The 18,452-nt window shown below is 70.8% G+C and carries 15 protein-coding genes; 10 read left to right on the top strand and 5 right to left on the bottom strand.

The genetic code is table 11. The annotated features are described in order from the left end of the window. Positions 1–7: 7 nt before the first annotated feature. Genes iolB through mmsA form a run of 3 tightly spaced genes read left to right on the top strand, consistent with a single transcriptional unit; the run spans position 8 to position 4,211 of the window. A complete protein-coding gene (iolB, locus tag AB0Q90_RS20010; RefSeq protein ID WP_363160345.1) occupies positions 8–820 on the top strand; it encodes a 5-deoxy-glucuronate isomerase in 813 nt (270 codons plus the stop codon). Next, complete coding sequence (iolD, locus tag AB0Q90_RS20005; protein ID WP_363160344.1) at positions 817–2,694, top strand: 3D-(3,5/4)-trihydroxycyclohexane-1,2-dione acylhydrolase (decyclizing); 1,878 nt, start codon at positions 817–819, stop codon at positions 2,692–2,694. The genes iolB and iolD overlap by 4 nt, the downstream gene beginning before the upstream one ends. A gap of 14 nt (positions 2,695–2,708) precedes the next feature. Continuing rightward, positions 2,709–4,211, top strand: a complete 1,503-nt coding sequence (mmsA, locus tag AB0Q90_RS20000; protein ID WP_363160343.1) for a CoA-acylating methylmalonate-semialdehyde dehydrogenase — start codon at positions 2,709–2,711, stop codon at positions 4,209–4,211. 52 nt (positions 4,212–4,263) lie between these two features. Here the strand turns inward: mmsA and AB0Q90_RS19995 are convergent, their stop codons facing one another. Continuing rightward, positions 4,264–5,097, bottom strand: a complete 834-nt coding sequence (locus tag AB0Q90_RS19995) for a hypothetical protein (protein WP_363160342.1) — start codon at positions 5,095–5,097, stop codon at positions 4,264–4,266. A 71-nt stretch (positions 5,098–5,168) separates the two neighbouring features. Beyond that, positions 5,169–6,539, bottom strand: a complete 1,371-nt coding sequence (locus tag AB0Q90_RS19990) for a condensation domain-containing protein (RefSeq protein WP_363160341.1) — start codon at positions 6,537–6,539, stop codon at positions 5,169–5,171. A 255-nt stretch (positions 6,540–6,794) separates the two neighbouring features. On the opposite strand from AB0Q90_RS19990, the gene AB0Q90_RS19985 reads away from it, so the two are divergent. The 4 genes from AB0Q90_RS19985 to AB0Q90_RS19970 all read left to right on the top strand — a co-directional run bounded on the left by AB0Q90_RS19985 (position 6,795) and on the right by AB0Q90_RS19970 (position 14,164). Beyond that, the gene (locus AB0Q90_RS19985) at positions 6,795–9,425 is read left to right on the top strand and encodes an alpha/beta fold hydrolase (protein ID WP_363160340.1); all 2,631 of its coding nucleotides are present in this window, start codon (positions 6,795–6,797) and stop codon (positions 9,423–9,425) included. Then, positions 9,422–10,276, top strand: coding sequence for an ABC transporter permease (locus AB0Q90_RS19980; protein WP_363160339.1), 855 nt, complete (start codon positions 9,422–9,424; stop codon positions 10,274–10,276). Before AB0Q90_RS19985 ends, AB0Q90_RS19980 begins: the two co-directional genes overlap by 4 nt. Before the next feature lie 147 nt (positions 10,277–10,423). Then, a complete protein-coding gene (locus AB0Q90_RS19975; RefSeq protein ID WP_363160338.1) occupies positions 10,424–11,932 on the top strand; it encodes a von Willebrand factor type A domain-containing protein in 1,509 nt (502 codons plus the stop codon). Positions 11,933–12,244: 312 nt separating this feature from the next. Beyond that, positions 12,245–14,164, top strand: coding sequence for an AMP-dependent synthetase/ligase (locus AB0Q90_RS19970; RefSeq protein WP_363160337.1), 1,920 nt, complete (start codon positions 12,245–12,247; stop codon positions 14,162–14,164). Positions 14,165–14,224: 60 nt separating this feature from the next. Here AB0Q90_RS19970 and AB0Q90_RS19965 read toward each other — a convergent pair whose 3' ends face one another. From AB0Q90_RS19965 to AB0Q90_RS19955, 3 genes are all read right to left on the bottom strand, one after another. After that, positions 14,225–14,635, bottom strand: a complete 411-nt coding sequence (locus tag AB0Q90_RS19965) for a rodlin (protein WP_363160336.1) — start codon at positions 14,633–14,635, stop codon at positions 14,225–14,227. Between the two features lie 124 nt (positions 14,636–14,759). Beyond that, entirely contained in the window at positions 14,760–15,788 is a 1,029-nt protein-coding gene (locus AB0Q90_RS19960) for an LCP family protein (protein ID WP_363160335.1), read from the bottom strand. 76 nt (positions 15,789–15,864) lie between these two features. Further along, positions 15,865–16,266, bottom strand: a complete 402-nt coding sequence (locus AB0Q90_RS19955; RefSeq protein ID WP_363160334.1) for a rodlin — start codon at positions 16,264–16,266, stop codon at positions 15,865–15,867. Between the two features lie 283 nt (positions 16,267–16,549). Between AB0Q90_RS19955 and AB0Q90_RS19950 the strand changes: the two genes are divergently transcribed. From AB0Q90_RS19950 to AB0Q90_RS19940, 3 genes are all read left to right on the top strand, one after another. Beyond that, positions 16,550–16,963 (top strand): rodlin, encoded by a 414-nt coding sequence (locus tag AB0Q90_RS19950; RefSeq protein ID WP_363160333.1) that lies wholly within the window; start codon positions 16,550–16,552, stop codon positions 16,961–16,963. Positions 16,964–17,279: 316 nt separating this feature from the next. After that, positions 17,280–17,507, top strand: coding sequence for a chaplin ChpD (chpD, locus tag AB0Q90_RS19945; protein WP_363160332.1), 228 nt, complete (start codon positions 17,280–17,282; stop codon positions 17,505–17,507). Between the two features lie 130 nt (positions 17,508–17,637). Further along, positions 17,638–18,444 carry a chaplin gene (locus tag AB0Q90_RS19940; protein ID WP_363160331.1) on the top strand — a complete coding sequence of 269 codons (807 nt, stop codon included), beginning with the start codon at positions 17,638–17,640 and terminating at the stop codon, positions 18,442–18,444. The last annotated feature ends 8 nt before the right edge of the window (positions 18,445–18,452 follow it).

The following is an 18,452-nucleotide window of genomic DNA, read 5'->3' as shown; positions in this document are numbered from 1 at the left end:
GGGCCGCATGAGCAACGAGTTGTACGTTCCGAGGGGCACCACCGCCGACGCGGACCATGTGCTCGACATCGATCCCAAGCGGGCCGGCTGGACCCACAGCAGTCTGCGGATCGTCGAGCTGGGAGCGGGCGGCAGCCATACCCTCACCACGGGGGACAGCGAGTGGATCGTGCTGCCCCTCAGCGGTGGTTGTACCGTCCAAGTGGATGCCGACGAGTTCCAACTCCTGGGCCGGGAGAACGTGTTCGCGGGGGTCACCGACTTCGCGTACGTCCCCCGGGACGCCCGGGCACAGATCGCCTCCGGCGCGGGTGGCCGCTTTGCTTTGGCAGGAGCAAGGTGCGAGCGACGACTCCCCGCCCGCTACGGCCCCGCGCCGGAGGTCCCCGTCGAGCAGCGCGGCAGCGGCAACTGCACCCGCCACGTGCGCAACTTCGCCTCCGCCGACGCCTTCGAGTGCGCCAAGCTGATCGCCGTAGAAGTGATCACACCCGGCGGCAACTGGTCCTCGTACCCGCCGCACAAGCACGACGAGCACCGGCCCGGCGAGGAGTCGGAGCTGGAGGAGATCTACTACTTCGAGATCGACGGCCCGCACGGCTTCGGCTACCAGCGGGTGTCGCCCTCCCGGGCGGGCGGCGCCGACGTGCTCGCCGAGGTCCGCTCCGGCGACGCCGTCCTCGTCCCCGACGGCTGGCACGGCCCGTCCATCGCCCAGCCCGGGCACGACATGTACTACCTGAACGTCATGGCAGGACCGGGCGAGACCCGCGAGTGGCGGATCTGCTTCCACCCCGATCACACGGAGGGTTACCGATGACCACCCGGCTGACCGTCGCACAGGCGCTGGTCCGTTTCCTCGCCGCGCAGTACACCGAACGCGACGGCGTACGGCAGCGGCTCATCGGCGCGACCTGGGGCATCTTCGGCCACGGCAATGTCGCAGGGCTCGGCCAGGCGCTGGTCGAGTACGCGGACGTCATGCCGTACCACCAGGGCCGCAACGAGCAGTCCATGGTGCACGCGGCCGTCGGCTACGCCCGCCAGTCGAACCGCCTGTCCACGCACGCGGTCACGACCTCGATCGGCCCGGGCGCCACCAACCTGGTCACCGGCGCCGCCCTCGCCACGATCAACCACCTCCCGGTCCTGCTGCTGCCCGGCGACATCTTCGCCACCCGCCCGGCCGACCCGGTCCTCCAGCAGCTGGAGGTCCCCTACGCGGGAGACATCAGCGTCAACGACTGTCTGCGCCCGGTGTCGAAGTACTTCGACCGCATCACCCGGCCGGAAGCCCTGATTCCCGCGGCCCTGAACGCCGTACGCGTGCTCACCGACCCCGTCGAGACGGGCGCGGTCACCCTCGCCCTGCCGCAGGACGTGCAGGCCGAGGCGTACGACTGGCCCGAGGAGTTCTTCGCCGAGCGCACCTGGGTGGTGCGCCGCCCGGGCGCCGACCCGACCGAGCTGGCCGAGGCCGTGACGGCGATCCGCTCGGCCCGGCGGCCCCTGGTCGTCGTCGGCGGCGGGGTCCACCACAGCCGCGCCGAGGAGGCCCTCGCCGAGTTCGCCGAGGTCACCGGCATCCCGGTCGCCTCCACCCAGGCCGGCAAGGGCTCCCTGCGCCACGACCACCCCCAGGACGTCGGCGGCATCGGCCACACCGGCACCGCGACCGCCGACGAACTCGCCCGCACCGCCGACCTGGTGATCGGCGTCGGCACCCGCTACACCGACTTCACCACCGCCTCGAACACGCTCTTCCAGCGGCCGGACATCCGTTTCCTCAACCTCAACATCGCGCCCTACGACGGCCACAAGCTCGCCGGCATGCCGCTCGTCGCGGACGCCCGCAGCGGTCTTGAGGAGCTCACCGAGGCCCTGGAGATGCACGACCACCGGGTCGCCGACTCCTACCGCGCCGAGTACACCGAGGACAAGGAGCGCTGGGAGCAGCGCGTCGACGCCGCCTACGAGGCCGACGAACCGGACGTACGCCCCACCCAGCCGCAGGTCCTCGGCGCACTGGACGCGCTCGTCGACGAGACGGACGTGATCATCAACGCGGCCGGCTCCCTCCCCGGCGACCTGCACAAACTGTGGCGGACCCGGTCGCGCGACCAGTACCACCTGGAGTACGGCTACTCCTGCATGGGCTACGAGATCCCGGCCGCGATCGGCGTGAAGCTGGCGGCCCCCGACCGGCCCGTGTGGGCGCTGGTCGGCGACGGCACCTATCTGATGATGCCGACCGAGATCGTCACGGCCGTGCAGGAGGGCATCGCCATCAAGGTGCTGCTCGTGCAGAACCATGGGTACGCGTCCATCGGGGGCCTGTCCGAGTCGGTGGGCGGCGAGCGGTTCGGCACCGCGTACCGCTTCCAGGCGGCCGACGGCACGTACACGGGCGCGCCGCTGCCGGTGGACCTGGCCGCCAACGCCGCCAGCCTCGGCATGCGCGTGCTGCGCGCGAAGACCGTCCGCGAGCTGCGCGAGGCGCTCGCCGAGGCACGGGCCGCCGACACTCCCACATGTGTCTACGTGGAGACCGAAACGGCAGACACAGTGTCGGGCGCGCCTCCGGCGCAGGCCTGGTGGGATGTTCCTGTGGCCGAGACCGCGACCCGTCCGTCGGCGGTCAAGGCCCGCGATGAGTACGACCGGCACGTGTCGACCCGACGCCGCCATCTGTGAAGGAGTTCTTGGGCATGACGAAGATCGTCAACCACTGGATCGGCGGCAAGACCGCCGAAGGCGCCTCGGGTACGTACGGGCCGGTCACCGACCCGGCGACCGGCGCGGTCACCACCAAGGTCGCGTTCGCCTCGGTCGACGAGGTCGACGCGGCGGTCGCCGCCGCCAAGGAGGCCTACGCCACCTGGGGCCAGTCCTCGCTGGCCCAGCGCACGTCCATCCTCTTCAAGTTCCGGGCGCTGCTGGACGCCAACCGGGACGCCATCGCCGAGCTGATCACCGCCGAGCACGGCAAGGTGCACTCCGACGCCCTCGGCGAGGTCGCGCGCGGCCTGGAGATCGTCGACCTCGCGTGCGGCATCAACGTGCAGCTGAAGGGCGAGCTGTCGACGCAGGTCGCCAGCCGTGTGGACGTCTCCTCGATCCGCCAGCCGCTCGGTGTCGTCGCGGGCATCACGCCGTTCAACTTCCCGGCGATGGTCCCGATGTGGATGTTCCCGATGGCCATCGCGTGCGGCAACACCTTTGTGCTGAAGCCGTCCGAGAAGGACCCGTCGGCCTCCATCAAGATCGCCGAGCTGCTCGCCGAGGCCGGTCTGCCCGACGGCGTCTTCAACGTCGTCCACGGCGACAAGGTGGCCGTCGACCGCCTGCTGGAGCACCCGGACGTCAAGGCCGTCTCCTTCGTCGGCTCGACCCCGATCGCCCGCTACATCCACACCACGGCCGCCGCGAACCACAAGCGCGTCCAGGCGCTCGGCGGCGCCAAGAACCACATGCTGGTCCTGCCGGACGCCGACCTGGACGCGGCGGCGGACGCCGCGGTCTCGGCCGCCTACGGCTCGGCCGGCGAGCGCTGCATGGCGATCTCCGCGGTCGTGGCCGTCGGTTCGATCGGCGACGAGCTGGTGGAGAAGATCCGCGAGCGCGCCGAGAAGATCAAGATCGGCCCCGGCAACGACCCGACCTCCGAGATGGGCCCGCTGATCACCGCCGTGCACCGCGACAAGGTGGCGTCCTACGTCACCGGTGCCGCCGCCGAGGGCTGCGAGGTCGTCCTGGACGGCACCGGCTACACGGTCGAGGGCTTCGAGGACGGTCACTGGATCGGCATCTCGCTCCTCGACAAGGTGCCCACCAGCGCCAAGGCCTACCAGGACGAGATCTTCGGCCCGGTCCTGTGCGTGCTGCGCGCGGAAACGTACGAGGAGGGCGTGGCCCTCATCAACGCCTCGCCGTTCGGCAACGGCACCGCGATCTTCACCCGGGACGGCGGCGCCGCCCGCCGCTTCCAGCTGGAGATCGAGGCCGGCATGGTCGGCGTGAACGTCCCGATCCCGGTCCCCGTCGGCTACCACAGCTTCGGCGGCTGGAAGGACTCGCTCTTCGGCGACCACCACATCTACGGCAACGACGGCACGCACTTCTACACCCGCGGCAAGGTCGTCACCACGCGCTGGCCCGACCCGTCCGAGGCCCCCACGGGCGTCGACCTGGGCTTCCCGCGCAACCACTGAGTCAGAGCCTGAGCCCGGGGCACTCGCCGGAGCGCCCCGGGTTCCGTCATGCCTACTGCTGTGTGCCCGCGGCGTCCTTGATCTCCTCGGTGACGTCGGCGGTGTTGGCGGCGGGCGGGGCCTCGACCTCGGCCGTGGCGCCGAACTTCTCGAAGTCCATGGTCACCTTCATGGTGCCCATCACCTGCTTCAGACGGACCGGCAGGTCCTTGTCGTTGACCCAGATGTCCATGGTCACGGAGTCGACACCACCGGCCGCCGAGCCGAACAGGCTGTCCCCGTTGCTGAGAGTGTCCCCGAACTGGCCCATGTCCTCGGAGTCGATCTCGGCCCGGTAGTGCGTCGCGCTCTGGCCGTTCACGGTCTCGGTGCCGAGGTCCTCGACATTGCTGGCGTACTTCAGGCCCTTCAGGGAAGCCGTAGGGTCGCCGCTGCTCTGCGCCAGCGCCTCGCTCCCCGAGCCGAGGATCGCGGAGGCTTCGACCTTCATCCAGTCCTTGCCCTGGAGCGGGCCCGAGGTCTGCGGGTCGATGTTGTAGTAGTAGGCGCCGTCGACCAACAGCATGCGGATCGTCTCGTCGTCCTGGAGCGTCTGCATCTGGGCGGCCTTGGTGTCCATCTGGACGTCGTAGGCCATGCCGTCGCCCCACGAGTACGTCCCGTCCATGGCTATCGGCGTGCCGGTGCCCAGGTCGGTCGTCATCTGGACCTCGGCCGACCCGAGCTCCTCGGTCCTGTCCGTGGCGCGGGAGAGCGCCGCCATGATCGCGTCGGTCTGGTCGACCGCGTCGGCCGCGTCCTTGACGGAGTCGGCTCCACACGCCGTCGTCGCCACCAGCGCCGCCGCCGTGAGCCCCACCCAGGCGGCGGTGTGCTTCAGCCTCATGTGTGTCCCCACCCTCGCTGTGTCTCTGCTGTGACACGTGACTCTAGCGGGAGGCGCTGACACGCCCTTCCCTAAGGGGCACGCCGTACGGACACCACGATGTCCCGCAGCCGCTCCACGTACAGCCGCATGTTCTTGTAGGCGACGTCGGTCTCCGGGTAGCGGCAGGTGAACCAGAGTCCCTCGTGCAGCCGGTTGAGCCACACGCACACCTGATCGCCGTACGACACCCGGACCAGTCCGTAGGCCGAAAGCCCGGCCCAGTCCGCGGACCCCGGAATGCCACGGGCATCGAGGAAGGAAACGATGGAGTACATGTCGGGCGAGGTGGGCCTGAAGTCCGCGCCCAGCAACTGCAGCACCCGGGCCAGCGGCATCCGCGCCAGCGGCCTCGCGGCCTGGAGCTGGGCGCGTACGGCCTTCAGGGCGGCGGGGAAGTCGGCCGGGACCGGCACCTCGATCGGTGCGCCGCCCACGTACCAGCCCACGGAGTCCGACCACCGCGACTTCACCCGGGTGTGGAAGGGCACGACCGTGCGGTAGACGGACGTGCCGCCGATCTCGCCCACGATCAGTGCCGTAGCCGCCAGCGCACCGACCAGGCTCCCGCCGTACGGCCGGCAGTACGCCTCGAAGGCGGCGGCGTCGTCCGCGTCGACGAGCGGCTCGCGCATCAGCCGCTGGGCGGGCAACGGTCCGCCGGGCCGCACGCCTAGATCGACCGGGAAGGACGGCAGCGTGCCGTCGCAGCGCCGGATGAACTCCCGCCAGCGGGCGACCGTCTCATGGCTCTCGTCGATCCGGTCCGCGTCCGCCCGCTCCAGCGCGCAGAAGTCGATGTAGCTCTGCACCGGCGCCTCGTCGACCGCGCGGCCCGCGTACAGCTCATGGATCTCCGCGGGGATCCGCAGGATGGAGTAGGCGTCGACGTTGCTGTGGTCGAAGGCCATGTACACGCTGGCGCCGTCGTCCCGCAGGACCGCCGCGTAGATGAGGTTCGGCCAGCCGAGCGCGTCCGCGGCGACGTCGAAGCGGTCCTGGAGATGCCGGACCAGCTCGGCCGCGTCGGTGAAGTCCCCGACGACCTCGCGGTGCAGGGTCACGGCCTGCGGGTCGAGCGTGAACCGGCGCAGCTCCTCGCCCGCCGGACGGAACCCACTGCGCAGCGTCTCGTGCCGCAGGGTCCAGCTCCGCAGGGCGTCCTCCAGCGCGTCGAGGTCGACCGGGCCGGGGATGTCGAAGGCGGTGCCGATCCAGGTCGGCACGAACAGCCCGTCCTCCCGCACGGACCGGGCCGTTCTGATGTGGGACTCCTGGATGTACGCCGGTGGCCGGGCGTCGTCCGGCAGTGCCGCGGCCGCCTCCACGGTCGCCGGACTGAGCGTGAACTCGACGAGCCGGCCGGGCCGGGCCTCGCAGCGCTGGATGTCCGTCATACGCACAGGGCGTCTCCGTTCGCAGGGGGCGGACCTTCGAGGATCCGCCGCCCCCACCGCCGGGAACTGCGGTTTCCCGGTATTCCATGGGTATTTCAACGGAACGAGTGGGGTATTTCAGCGGAACGGGTGGCGGCTCGAACAGCGGTCCTCGTACCGCGGGCGCGGTATGCGGGAAGGGCCCTGTACGCCCCTGGGAGGGGCGCCGGTTCGGCCTGCGGTCGATAACTCGCCGACAGGTTCAGCCCGTACCGTTGAACCATGGATCTTCGACTGCGCGGGCCGTCACGGCGGCCCCGGCGTCTGCTGGCCGCCGGGGCCGCCGTCGTCGCGCTCGCCGGGGCCGGCACCTGGACGGCCGTCGCCTCCGACGAGGCACCCGCGGTGCACGCCACCGAGCGGGTCATGTCCGTGGGCGGCGTCCGCATCGACACCTCGTACTTCACCGCGCCGGGCGGCGGCCGCCGCCCGGCCGTCCTGCTCGCACACGGCTTCGGCGGCAGCAAGGACGACGTACGGCAGCAGGCCGAGGACCTGGCCGCCGACGGGTACGCGGTGCTGACCTGGTCGGCCCGCGGCTTCGGCAGGTCGACGGGCAAGGTCGGGCTGAACGACCCGAAGGCCGAGGTCGCCGACGTCTCCCAGCTGATCGACTGGCTGGCGACCCAGCCCCAGGTGCAGCTCGACAAGGCGGGCGACCCGCGCGTGGGCATGGCCGGCGGCTCCTACGGCGGCGCCATCAGCCTCCTCGGCGCCGGCTACGACGACCGCGTCGACGCCATCGCCCCCGCGATCACCTACTGGAACCTCGCCGACGCCCTCTTCCCGAACGGCGTCTTCAAGAAGCTCTGGGCCGGCATCTTCTTCAACACCGCCGGTGGCTGCGACCAGTTCGAGCGGCAGCTGTGCCGGATGTACGACCGGGTCGCCGAGTCGGGCACCCCGGACGCCGAGGCACGGCAGCTACTTGAGGAGCGCTCACCGTCGGCGGTCGCCGACCGCATCAAGGTCCCCACCCTCCTGGTGCAGGGCCAGACCGACTCCCTCTTCCCGCTCGGCCAGGCCGACCAGGCCGCCAAGGCCATCCGGGCCAACGGCGCACCCGTCGACGTCGACTGGATCGCGGGCGGCCACGACGGCGGCGACCTGGAGTCCGACCGCGTCGAGGCCCGCGTACAGGCCTGGTTCGACCGCTACCTCAAGGACGACAAGTCCGCCGACACCGGCCCGGCGTTCCGCGTCACCCGCACCGGAGGCATCGACTCCACCGACGGCGAGACCCAACTGCGCGGCGCGAGCGGGGACACCTACCCCGGCCTGGAGAGCGGCACGCGGCAGCTCGCCCTGACCGGCCGCGAACAGCGCTTCGCCAACCCGGCCGGTGCCAGCCCGCCCGCTGTCTCCGCCCTGCCCGGTCTCGGCGGCGGAGGCCTCGCCCAGCTCTCCTCGCTCGGCGTCGGCGTCTCCCTGGACTTCCCCGGCCAGTACGCCCGCTTCGACTCCGCCCCCCTCGACGACGACCTGCGGATCACCGGCTCCCCGACGGTCACCGTCCACGTGAAGTCGACCAGCGAGGACGCGGTCCTCTTCGGCAAGGTCTACGACGTCGGCCCCGACGGCGGCGGGCAGGTGCTGCCCGCCCAACTCGTCGCCCCCGTACGCGTCGAGGACGCCAGGGCCGACAAGGACGTGACGCTCACCCTGCCCGCCATCGACCACGAGGTCGACAAGGGCCACCGGCTGCGCCTGGTCCTCGCCTCCACCGACCTCGGCTACGCCTCACCGCCCGCCCCGGCGACGTACACCGTCTCCCTGAAGGGCGACCTGTCGGTGCCGACCGCCCCCGGCGTCAGCACCGCGGCCGCGCCGCTGCCCGCGTGGGTGTGGTGGCTGCCCCTCGCGGGCGCCGCGCTCGCCCTCGCCCTGCTGCTGACCGGCCGCCGCCGCACGGCGACACCGGCCCCCGACCCGGAGCTGGCCGACGTCCCGCTCCAGATCACGGACCTGAGCAAGAAGTACGCGGGTGGCGACCGTTACAGCGTCCGCGAGCTCTCCTTCCGTGTGGACAAAGGCCAGGTCCTCGGCCTGCTCGGGCCCAACGGCGCGGGCAAGACGACGACCCTGCGCATGCTGATGGGCCTGATCAAGCCCGACGAGGGCGAGATCCGAGTCTTCGGCCGCGCCATCCGCCCCGGCGCCCCGGTGCTCTCCCGGGTCGGCGCCTTCGTCGAGGGCGCGGGCTTCCTGCCGCACCTGTCCGGCCGCGAGAACCTGGACCTGTACTGGCAGGCCACCGGCCGCCCGGCAAAGGACGCCCACCTGGACGAGGCCCTGGAGATCGCGGGCCTCGGCGACGCGCTCGCCCGCGCGGTGCGCACCTACTCCCAGGGCATGCGCCAGCGCCTGGCCATCGCCCAGGCCATGCTCGGCCTGCCCGACCTGCTGATCCTCGACGAGCCGACCAACGGCCTCGACCCGCCCCAGATCCGCGAGATGCGCGAGGTGATGATCCGGTACGCGGCCGCCGGACGCACGGTCATCGTCTCCAGCCACCTGCTGGCGGAGGTCGAGCAGACCTGCACCCACCTCGTGGTCATGGACCGCGGCCGGCTGGTCCAGGCAGGCCCGGTCGGCGAGATCGTCGGCTCCGGCGACACCCTCCTCATCGGCACGGGCGTGGTGGACGACCCGGTCGTCGAGAAGGTCGCGGCGCTGCCCGGCGTCGCCTCGGCCACCCGCACCGACGACGGACTCCTCGTACGGCTCGATGCGGACGGCACGGCCCAGCGCCTGGTCGCCGAACTGGTCCGGCTCGACGTGCCCGTCCAGTCCGTCGGCCCGCACCGCCGCCTGGAGGACGCCTTCCTCACCCTGATCGGAGGTTCCGCATGAGCACCCTCACCGAGGTCGCCTCCGGCTACCGGGCGGGCCGCACCCTCCCGCTGCGCGTGGAGCTGGTCCGCCAGCTCAAGCGCCGCCGCACGCTGGTCATGGGCGGCATCCTCGCCGCCCTGCCCTTCGTCCTGCTGATCGCCTTCGCGATCGGCGGCGAACCGGGCGGGCGCAACAACCAGGTCACCCTGATGGACACGGCCACCGCGTCCGGCGCCAACTTCGCCGCGGTGAACCTCTTCGTCTCCGCGGGCTTCCTTCTGGTCATCCCGGTCGCCCTGTTCTGCGGGGACACGGTCGCCTCGGAGGCGAGCTGGTCCTCGCTGCGCTATCTGCTCGCCGCGCCCGTGCCGCGCGCCCGCCTGCTGTGGTCGAAGCTGGTGGTCGGCCTCTCCCTCAGCCTGGCCGCGATGATCCTGCTGCCCGTCGTCGCCCTGGCCGTCGGCACCGCGGCCTACGGCTGGGGCCCGCTGGAACTGCCCACGGGCGGCTCGCTGGACCCGGGCACGGCCGCGCAGCGTCTGGTGGTCGTGGTGGCGTACGTCTTCGTCTCCCAACTGGTCACCGCCGGGCTCGCGTTCTGGCTGTCGACCAAGACCGACGCCCCGCTCGGCGCGGTCGGCGGCGCGGTCGGCCTGACCATCGTCGGAAACGTCCTGGACGCGGTGACCGCCCTCGGCGACTGGCGTCACTTCCTGCCCGCGCACTGGCAGTTCGCCTGGGCGGACGCCGTCCAGCCCACTCCCGAGTGGTCCGGCATGATCCAGGGCACCGTCGTCTCGGTAACGTACGCCCTCGTGCTGTTCGCGCTGGCCTTCCGCGGTTTCGTGCGCAAGGACGTGGTCTCGTAGGTCAACGGAAGATCACCCACCGGTCTCGGCGGCCCCCTCTCGTGGCCGCTTCGAGACGCATCCGCAACGCTCCGTGGCGCACGTTCCGCCCCTCTTCCCCGTCACAGTCACATGAGTCGACGTCAACGGACCCAGGGGGAACGGAAGATGGAGCGGTACCGCATACGCGGCGCGGTCCTCGCGCTCACGGCGGCAGGCCTGCTGCTGACGGGCTGCGGCGGGGGAGCCGACAACAGCGCCACGGACTCCTCGGGCAGGAGCGACTACCCGGCCCCGGCCCCGGACAACGGATACAGCGCCGCCCCGGACGACGAGTCCCGCGAGGTGGCGCCCTCACCCGACTACCTCTCCACCTTCGCCCTCGACGTCGACACGGCGTCCTACGGCTACGCCCGCCGCACCCTCGCCGACGGCCGGCGCCCCGACCCGTGGACGATCCGCCCCGAGGAGTTCGTCAACAGCTTCCGCCAGGACTACGAGCGCCCCGACGGCAACGGCTTCACGGTCACCGTCGACGGAGCCCGCACGGACGCGGAGGACTGGTCCCTGGTCCGCGTGGGCCTGGCCACCCGCCCCGCCACCGACGACGGCGAACGCCCGCCCGCCGCCCTCACCTTCGTCATCGACGTCTCCGGCTCGATGGCCGAGCCCGGCCGTCTCGACCTGGCCCAGGAATCCCTGCGCGCGATGACGGACCGCCTGCGCGACGACGACTCCGTCGCGCTCGTCACCTTCAGCGACGAGGCCGAGACGGTCCTGCCGATGACCCGCCTCGACGGCAACCGCGACGAGATCCACGACGCGATCGACGACCTCGCTCCGCGCGAGTCCACCAACCTCGGCGCGGGTGTGGAGACCGGCTACGAGACGGCGGTCGAGGGCCGCCGCGAGGGGGCGACGAACCGCGTCGTCCTGGTCTCCGACGCCCTCGCCAACACCGGTGACACCGACGCCGACACCATCCTCGAACGCGTTGCGGGCGCCCGCGAGGAGTACGGCATCACCCTCTTCGGCGTCGGAGTCGGCAGCGACTACGGCGACGCCCTCATGGAACGCCTCGCCGACAAGGGCGACGGCCACACGGTGTACGTCTCCGACGAGGAGGAGGGCCGCGAGGTCTTCACCCAGGACCTCCCCCAGAACATCGACCTGACGGCGCGCGACGCGAAGGCCCAGGTGGCCTTCGACCCGGAGACGGTCTCGGAATTCCGGCTGATCGGCTACGACAACCGCCAGGTCGCCGACGAGGACTTCCGCGACGACAGTGTCGACGGCGGCGAGATCGGCCCCGGCCACACGGTCACGGCCCTCTACGCGGTCCGCACGAAGCCGGGCGCGGACGGCCACTTGGCCACGGCAAGCGTCCGCTGGCTGGACCCGGAATCCCGCTCCCCCCACGAGGAGTCGGGCCAACTGGAAACAACCTCCCTCGACGACTCCGTCTGGACCGCGTCCCCCCGCTTCCAGGTAACAGCAGTAGCGGCCTACTTCGCCGACGCCCTCCGCAGGGGCCACTCGGAGTGGCCCTCCCTGCCCGCGGCCCCCTCCTGGACCGAACTCACCAACCAAGCAACCGACTTGGCCCACCAAACCGAGGACAACGAGGTCCACCACCTCGCAGAGGCCATCAACAGGGCGTCCCACCTGACGGAGTGACCCGCGGGGGCTGCCGGCGTCGTCATGTGAGCCGCCGATCCTGCGGGCATGCGTGCCGCCCGAGCCGTCCATCCTGCGGGCATGCGTGCCGCCCGAGCCGTCCATCCTGCGGGCATGCGTGCCGCCTGGGGCGGCACGGGTGGGCGCAGGCGGCACCCCGTTAGCGCCGGGCAGCGCGACCCACCCCCGGCCAGCAACAACCGGCGGCACCCGCAAACGCCCCCCACCCCCGATGCCGCCGCACCCATTGACCTGACGCTACGCGCGAGTAAGTTGACCGTCCAGTAAGTCCGACTGGCACCGGGAGCCGTCATGGGCGTACGCAAGGACCTCAAGCGAGCAAAGCACCGCACCGACCTGATGAGCCGCACAAGGGTCGAGATCACGAAGGACGAGACCGGCACGGTAAGGGAGGCCCGCACCCCACCCCTCGCCCCCCACCACCCCACCGGCACCACCGCCGACATCCCCTTCACCAACGCCACCGAGGCCCCGCACACAGTCGTCCTGCGCCGCAAGACGCACCACACCTGGCACCCGGTAACCGCCTCCGCCTTCGCCCGCGAAGTCACCGACACCGCAAAGGGCCTGATCGCCGCCGGCCTCGAACCCGGCGGCCGCGTAGCCGTGATGTCCCGCACCCGCTACGAGTGGACGGTCCTGGACTTCGCCATCTGGGCCGCCGGCGGCCAGACCGTCCCCATCTACGCCACCTCCTCCGCCGAACAGGTCGAGTGGATCCTCCGCGACTCCGGCACCCGCTTCGTCGTGACCGAGACAGCGGAGAACACCGAAACAGTCAGGACCGGCACAGCCCGCCACCAACAACCCCCGCACATCTGGGAGTTGGACAAGAACGCCCTGACCGACCTGGCCGGCCAAGGCCGCGACATCCCGGACGAAGAGGTCACCAAGCGCCGCACGGCCCTCACCCCCGACACCCCCGCGACAATCTGCTACACCTCCGGCACCACCGGAAAACCCAAGGGCTGCGTCCTCACCCACGCCAACCTCCACGCGGAGTCCGCCAACACCGTGGAGATGCTCCTCCCGATCTTCAAGGAGGTCACCCGCCAGACCCCGTCCACCCTCCTCTTCCTCCCCCTCGCCCACATCCTCGGCCGCACCCTCCAGATCGCCTGCCTGATGGCCCGGATCGAGGTCGGCCACTGCCCGAGCGTCAAACCCGACGAACTCCGCCCGGCCCTCAAGGAGTTCCGCCCCACCTTCCTCATCGGCGTCCCGTATCTCTTCGAGAAGATCCACGACACCGGCCGCGCCACCGCCGAGAAGATCGGCCGCGGCGCCTCCTTCGACCGCGCCGACCGCATCGCCGTCCGCTTCGGCGCGGCCTACCTCGACAAGTTCCTGGGCCGCTCCAAGGGCCCCGGCCCCGCCCTCTACGCCGCCTGGGCCCTCTACGACCTGCTGGTCTACCGCCGCGTCCGCAAGGAACTCGGCGGCCGCATGCGCTACGCGATCAGCGGCGGCTCCCCGCTCGACCGCAACCTCAACCTCTTCTTCTACGCCGCCGGAATCATCGTCTACGAGGGCTACGGCCTGACCGAGACGACCGCCGCCGCCACCATCGTCCCGCCCCTCGGCCCCCGCCCCGGCACCGTCGGCACCCCGGTCCCCGGCACCGCCGTCCGGATCGCCGACGACGGCGAGGTCCTCATCAAGGGCGGCATCGTCTTCGGCGCGTACTGGAACAACCCGGCCGCCACCGACGCCGTCCTGAGGGACGACTGGTTCGCCACCGGCGACCTCGGCTCGCTCGACGAGGACGGCTACCTCACCATCACCGGCCGCAAGAAGGACATCATCGTCACCTCCGGCGGCAAGAACGTCTCCCCGGCCGTCCTGGAGGACCGCCTGCGCAGCCGCCCACCCGTGGGCCAGTGCATCGTCGTCGGCGACAACCGCCCCTTCGTGGCCGCGCTGATCACCCTCGAACCCGACGCGGTCGCCCACTGGCTGTCCGTCCGCAAGCTGCCCGCCGACACCCCGATGTCCGAGGTCGTCCGCGACGAACGCATGCGAGCCGACGTCCAGAAGGCCGTGGACTACGCCAACGAGGCCGTCTCCCGCGCCGAGTCGATCCGCGCCTTCGCCCTCGTGGAGGGGGAGTTCAACGAGGACAACGGCCTGCTCACCCCGTCCCTGAAGGTGAAACGGCACGCGGTGATGCGGGCGTACGAGGAGCGGATCGAGGCGCTCTACCGCCGCTGACGCACGACAAAGGCGGGTCACCGGAAGGAACCCGGTGACCCGCCGCGGCGGAGTGGAGGCTCAGCCGTTGCCCTCGCCGTTGCCCGACAGGGCCGAGATGTCGTCCAGGATGTGCGACAGCGGCTCGTCGCCCTTGGCCTGGGTCGAGTTCTCGACGCACTGCTGGTTCTGCGGGGCCGACAGGATCGGCACGTCCTGGGCGACACCGACGGCGGCGAGACCGACGAGACCCTGGAGGTTCAGCTTCGCCGGCAGGCCGACACAGGGCTTGTTCAGCGAACCCTGGACCAGCGAGAGCTGCGGGCTCATGTCACCGAACGTGGCCGAGTTGCCGAACTCCTGCTTGGCGTGGTTGCCACTGGCGGAGGTGGTGCCGTTGTCGTCACCGATGGCCAGCGCCTGGGGGGCGGCAGCGGCCGACATACCGGCGACGGACGCGGCGACAGCCGCGGTTGCCCACAGCTTCTTCATGTTTGTTCCCTTCGAAAAGCGGACTCCGGGGGAGGAGCTGCATGATCGTCAACGCCGAGACCCCTGCCGGGGTTGCGGCCCTTGCCCCGATTGGCCCAGCGCGCACACCGCCCCGCGAGCGCCCTCAGCGGCAGGCGTAAGCGCTCCCGCGCACCGTGACCGAGCGCGTCATCAGCGGTGGGTCGTAGGGCCGCGGATCGGCCCCGGCCTCGATCAGCGGCCGGTCCTCACGCAACTGCGTGAACATCGCCCGCGCCTTCGGCCCGTCCCAGGCCAGCGTGGAGCCGACGTCCTCCCGGACCGGGTTGAACCCGGCGATCGGCACGGTCGCGAACTCCGTCGCCCGGGCCGGCACCCGGTTCAGGGCCGCCGCCAGTTCCACCAGTTCCCGCGCGCCGATGCCCTGCTCCACCTGCCCGGAACCGAGCAGTGTGTTCGCCAACTGCCCCATCGCCACCGGATCGGTGAGCAGATTCGTCCCCTGCATCCCGCGCAACGCCTGGACGAGGAACCGCTGCTGACGCTGGATCCGCCCGAGGTCGGCGGCCCGGTCCACCTTCCGCGAGCGCACGTACTGAAGGGCAGGCCCGCCGCTCAGCCGGTGCTTGCCGGGCTTCAGCTGGAGCTTGGTGGCCTTGTCCCGCATGGGCCGCGGGGTGCACACCTCCACCCCGCCGACCCGGTTCACGGCATCGATGAAACGCCGGAAGTCGAGCTGGAGATAGCGGTCGACGCGCAGTCCCGTCATCGCCTCGACGGTCTGCACGGTGAGCTCGGGCCCGCCCTCCGCGTAGGCGCCGTTGAGCTTGACCGGATGCGGCGGCCGCTCCTCACCGTTGGCCGCGTCGCGGTACGGGGGGACATCCGCGTAGGAGTCGCGCGGCAGGCTGACCACGCTCACCCGGTCGCGCCGGGCCGAGACATGCACCAGCATCAGCGTGTCCGTGCAGTCGCAGGCGATGCCGCCCGCGTGGAACTCGCGTTTCTCGGCGGCGCTGATGGTGTCCCTGCCGTCGGTGCCCATCACCAGGATGTTCATCCCGCGCGGGGCCTGCTGCCGGTCGGGGAGGGCCGAGCTGCCGAGCAGCGTGGCGCAGGACGCCAGGACGATTCCGGACAAGGTCAGGGAAGAAAGGGTTCTCTTCGTCGTCACGCGACGAAACGTAAGCCAGCGGGCCGCCGGTGATCCGGCGGCCCGCTGACGGGGGCTCAGAATGCAGCCCGGTGCCTCAGTGGTTGTCGTCGCCGTTGCCGGCGAGGACGGAGATGTCGTCCAGGATGTGCGACAGCGGCTCGTCGCCCTTGGCCTGGGTGGAGTTCTCGACGCACTGCTGGTTCTGCGGCGCCGAGAGGATCGGCACGTCCTGCAGGACACCGACGGCGGCGAGGCCGACCAGACCCTGGAGGTTCGCCTTCGCGGGCAGGCCGATGCAGGGCTTGTTGAACGAGCCCTGGATGAGCGCCATCTGCGGGCTCATGTTGCCGTGCGTGCTGGAGTTGCCGAACGACTGCATCGCACCGTTGCCGCTGGCGGACTTGGTGCCGTCGTCGTTGCCGATGGCCATGGCCGGCGAGGCGGCCCCGACGACGGAGGCGGCGACCGCGGCGGTAGCCAGAACCTTCTTGATCACTTGCTAGTCCCTTCTGGAGAAACCCCGTCCACCGGAGCACTCTGGTCAACTGCGGCGGGCCCGCTTGGTTGCTGCCATTCACTCCGATGGCCCACAGGAGGGAAGGCTGATTACTTCGTTGGCGTCCCGGTGTTTCCGTTGATTCGCCGCAGCGAACGGCCCGATCGGGTGAAGCGCCGAAACCAATCCCCGCACACCGGGTTGAAGCGGAGGCAGGAGCGTGCGTCTCACTCAGGGTGCGTCCGGCCCCATGACGTCTCCTGTCCCAGGAAAGGAAAGCGAAATGCTGAAGAAGGCAATGGCCGCCGCGGCGGTCGCCGTGTCCGTAGTCGGTGCTTCGGCCGCGGCCGCCCCCCAGGCGCTTGCCATCGGTGACGACAACGGCACCACCTCTGCCAGCGGCAACCACGCCCACTCGAAGTTCGGCAACTCGGTGACCAAGGGCGACATGAGCCCGCAGGCCACGCTGGTCCAGGGCACGGCCAACAAGCTCTGCCTCGGCGTGCCGCTGAAGGCGAACGCCCAGGGCATCCTCGGCGCCGCCGCCGTCGGTCTCGTCCAGGACGTGCCGGTCCTGTCCGCCGCGCAGAACCAGCAGTGTGCCGACAACTCCACCCAGGCCAAGGGTGACGAGCCGCTGTCGCACATCCTCAGCGACATCTCGGCGCTGTCCGGCAATGGCATGGGCAACGGCTGATCCCTCGTCACTTCGTAAACCGCCCGGGCAGGTTCGCATTCCCTGCGGACCGCCCGGGCGGTTTCGATGCGCTGGTAAATACTTTGCTTTTCTTCACCCAGGCGAAGCGTTTCAGCTCTGCAGGAACGCTCCTGTGGATCTTTGGTGTCAATTCTGCGAAGGCGTTCGAGTGAATTAACCGGCGACTCGCGTTCCGTAGTTTCTTCGGCTGTCTATCCCTCGTTCTACAGCCTGCCGGTCATGGTGCGAGCCATTCAAGCTGTGCTCGCTCGGCTTCGGTCGACAAAGGGGCATGACCGCAGAGAAGGGAAAGTCCATGAAGAAGAGCGCTGCTGTCGTCGCGGGCGCGATCCTGGCCCTGGGCATGGCCACGCCGGCGTTCGCCGACGCGGGCGCCGAGGCTGCCGCCATCGGTTCTCCCGGGTTCCTCTCGGGCAACGTGATCCAGGTTCCCGTGCACGTTCCCGTCAACGTGTGCGGCAACTCCGTGAACGTCATCGCCCTGCTGAACCCGGCGTTCGGCAACACCTGCGTCAACGACTGACGACGTAACGCACCAGCCGCCCGGCTGTGCCACGGCCGGCCTTGGACACCTTCTCCCCGTTCCAAGGCCGGCTTTTCCCACTTCTTCAAGCAGGAAGACAACGAGATTGCGACAGACCCTGAGTAGGGGAATGGTCGCGGCAGCAGCCGCGACAAGCATTCTGTCCCTGTGCGGCAGTCCCGCCCTCGCCGACACGGGCGCGAGCGGGGCCACCAAGGATTCGCCGGGCGTCCTGTCCGGCAACAACGTCCAGGCGCCGGTCGAAGTGCCGGTCAACGCCTGCGGGAACTCCGGCAACCTGGTCGCCGCGCTCAACCCGGCGTTCGGCAACTCATGTGCCAACGGCTCGGATTCGGACAAGAGCGGTGGCTACGGCTCCGACTACGGCTCGGACGAAGGCGGTTCGGGCACCTCGGCGCACGGTTCGACCGAGGGGTCGCCCGGGGTCGGGTCCGGGAACAACACGCAGGTCCCGGTGGATGTGCCGGTGAACCTGTGCGGGAACACCGTGGACGTGATCAGCGCGCTCAACCCGGCGTACGGCAACGACTGCGAGAACGGCGGGGACTCGGAGGGCGGTTACGGCGACACGCCGACGACGCCGCCCCACACGACGCCCCCGCACACGACGCCCCCGCACACGACACCGCCTCCCACGACGACGCCGCCCCACACGACGCCGCCTCCGACGGGTGGTGACCAGCCGCCGCCCACGACGACCCCACCCCACACGACGCCGCCCACGACGACGCCGCCTTCCACGACGCCGCCTCCCCCCGGTGGCGACCAGCCCCCGGGTCCCCCCGGCGGGCCGCCGCCCACCATGCCCGACACCGGCAGCAACGAGGCCATGCTGGCCGCGTCCGGTGCCAGTGCCGCGCTGATCGCGGCCGGAGCCGTTCTGTACCGACGAGGCCGAGCCGCCTCCCGTCGGTGAGCTGTGCG

Source organism: Streptomyces sp. NPDC079141 (genome assembly GCF_040686775.1).
Lineage (GTDB): Bacteria > Actinomycetota > Actinomycetes > Streptomycetales > Streptomycetaceae > Streptomyces.
Note: the sequence above shows the minus strand (reverse complement) of the source record. Positions and strands in the feature narration are given on the sequence as shown.